This is a genomic window from Mycobacterium gordonae, assembly GCF_002101675.1.
Taxonomy (GTDB): domain Bacteria; phylum Actinomycetota; class Actinomycetes; order Mycobacteriales; family Mycobacteriaceae; genus Mycobacterium; species Mycobacterium gordonae.
In genome coordinates, this window is the sequence record NZ_LQOY01000004.1 from 1 (window position 1) to 2,480 (window position 2,480).

Here is a 2,480-nt window from a genome sequence, read left to right on the forward strand (position 1 = left end):
GGGGCAGCGGCGGGTATGGCGCGGGCACGGGCGGAACCGGCGGACGTGCCGCTCTTCTGTTCGGCTTCGGTGGCGCCGGTGGAGCCGGCGGGATAGGCACGACTGGTGTTCTCGGCGGCGACGGCGGGGCCGGGGGCGCCGGAGGCGCCGGCTGGTTGTTCAGCGGCGGTGGTGCCGGTGGAGCCGGCGGAGCAGGCGGAGCCGGCATTGCCGGGACGGACGGCGGTGCACTCGGTGGGCTGGGCGGGACCGGCGGGAGCGGAGGTGCCGGTGGCGTCGGCGGCCATGGCGCGCTGTTGTTCGGTCCCGGCGGCCACGGCGGTGCTGGGGGCGCCGGTGGTGTCGGAGGGATCGGCGGGCGCGGCGGTGACGGCGCTATCGGCGGAGTCGGCGGAACCGGCGGCACGGGCGGTACCGGGGGGACCGCTGGGGCTGCTGGCGCCGGTGGAGCGGGTGGATTCCTGAGTTGGGGCGGCGCAGCCGGCGGAACGGGCGCTAACGGCACCGGCGGCGCGGGTGGCGCAGGTGGCGCGGGCGCCGCCGGAGCGGATGCCGCCGCTGGTTCCGGTGCGGTCGGGGGTACTGGTTTCGCCGGTGGCGCAGGCGGCGCCGGCGGCGCCGGGGGTGGCAGCGGAGCGTTGCAAGGGGCCGGAGGCGCCGGTGGCCAAGGCGGGGTCGGTGGCACAGGCGGGGCCGGCGGGTCGGGTTCGTCCGGCGGTCTGAACACCGCCGGAGTGGCCGGCGGCCAGGGTGGCACCGGCGGGACGGGCGGCGCCGCGGGACTCGGCGGCGCCGGGTCCGTTGCGGGGGCCACGGGTCTTGCCGGAGACGGAGGCACGGGGGGTAAGGGTGGCAGCGGTGGGGCCGGTGGGGCGGGCCTGGACGCGGTTGCGCCGGGTGCCCAGGGTGGTCAAGGTGCGGCCGGCGGTGCCGGCGGCCAGGGCGGTGCGGGCGGGGCCGCGGGCGTCGGCGCCGGTGGACATCAGGGCGCGGGCGGCGGCGGTGGTCAGGGCGGCCAGGGCGGAGTCGGCGGTTCCGGGGCAGCCGGTGCGGACGGCAGCGATCCTCTGGTGGCCGCGCAAGCCGGCGGTCAAGGAGGCACCGGTGGCTCTGGCGGTGCGGCCGGTGTTGGTGGCACCGGCTCCAGCACAGGAGCAGCCGGAACGGCCGGGGACGGCGGGGCCGGCGGCGCGGGCGGCACCGGCGGTAAAGGCGCTGACAACACCACCGTCGCCGCGGCCGGAGCGCAAGGCGGCCAGGGCGGCGCCGGCGGGGCCGGCGGCAGCGGTGGCACTGGCGGCGCCGCGGGCGCCGGGACCGGCGGACAACAGGGTGCTGGCGGCACCGGCGGCACCGGCGGCACAGGTGGTGTGGGTGGCCAAGGCGGTACCGGCGTGCAGGGCACCGACCCGCTCGTGGCCGCTCAGGCCGGCGGTCAGGGCGGAACCGGAGGCACAGGCGGTTCGGCCGGAGCGGGTGGGTCTGGTTCGACAAAGGGCGTTTCGGGGGTCGCCGGGGACGGCGGGGCCGGCGGCGCGGGCGGCAGCGGCGGTAAGGGTGCTGCCAACACCACCATCGCATCGGCCGGCGCTCAGGGCGCGCAGGGCGGCACCGGGGGCGTCGGTGGTCAGGGTGGCAGCGGCGGCGCTGCAGGCGCTGGCGGCGGCGGTCAGCAGGGCGCCGGAGGCAAAGGCGGTGACGGCGGCGTCGGCGGCACAGGAGGCACCGGCGGTACCGGGACAACCGGCACCGATCCGTTAATCGCCGCTCAGTCGGGCGGACAGGGTGGCACCGGCGGTACCGGGGGTGCGGCAGGCCTGGGCGGTTCCGGATCGAGCACCGGCGCGTCCGGCACGGCCGGTGACGGCGGCGTCGGCGGTGTCGGCGGGACCGGCGGTAAAGGGGCAGACAACACGACCGTTGCGACTGTCGGCCAACAGGGCGCTCAAGGCGGCGCCGGCGGCGATGGCGGGCGCGGTGGTGATGGCGGAGCTGCAGGCTCGGGTGGTGGAGGTCTTCAGGGGGCGGGCGGTACTGGCGGCACCGGCGGAGGCGGCGGCGCAGGTGGCGCTGGTGGTTCCGGCACCGACAGCAGCGCGAACCCGGGGGTGGCCGGCGGCACCGGCGGCACCGGCGGCGTGGGTGGCACCGGCGGTGCGGCTGGCTTGGGCGGTTCCGGTTCCACCACAGGTGCTTTGGGCACTGCGGGTGATGGCGGGGTTGGTGGCGTTGGCGGCGTGGGCGGCAAGGGTGGAGCCGGCAGCACAGGGCTAGCCGGTGGCGGTATTGGTGGTCAAGGTGCCGCGGGGGGTGACGGTGGGCAGGGCGGTGCCGGCGGGTCGGCCGGATCGGGTGGCGGTGGCCAGCAAGGGGCCGGCGGTAAGGGCGGCATCGGTGGGATCGGCGGCGTCGGAGGTGCCGGCGGCGTTGGCACCGACAACAGCGCCAACCCAGGGGTGGCCGGCGGTGCGGGTGGCATC

The 2,480-nt window shown here is 78.3% G+C and carries 1 pseudogene; it reads left to right on the forward strand.

What is annotated here, in order from left to right:
- A pseudogene (locus tag AWC08_RS38890) lies at positions 1–2,480 on the forward strand (PE family protein); the annotation flags it as partial.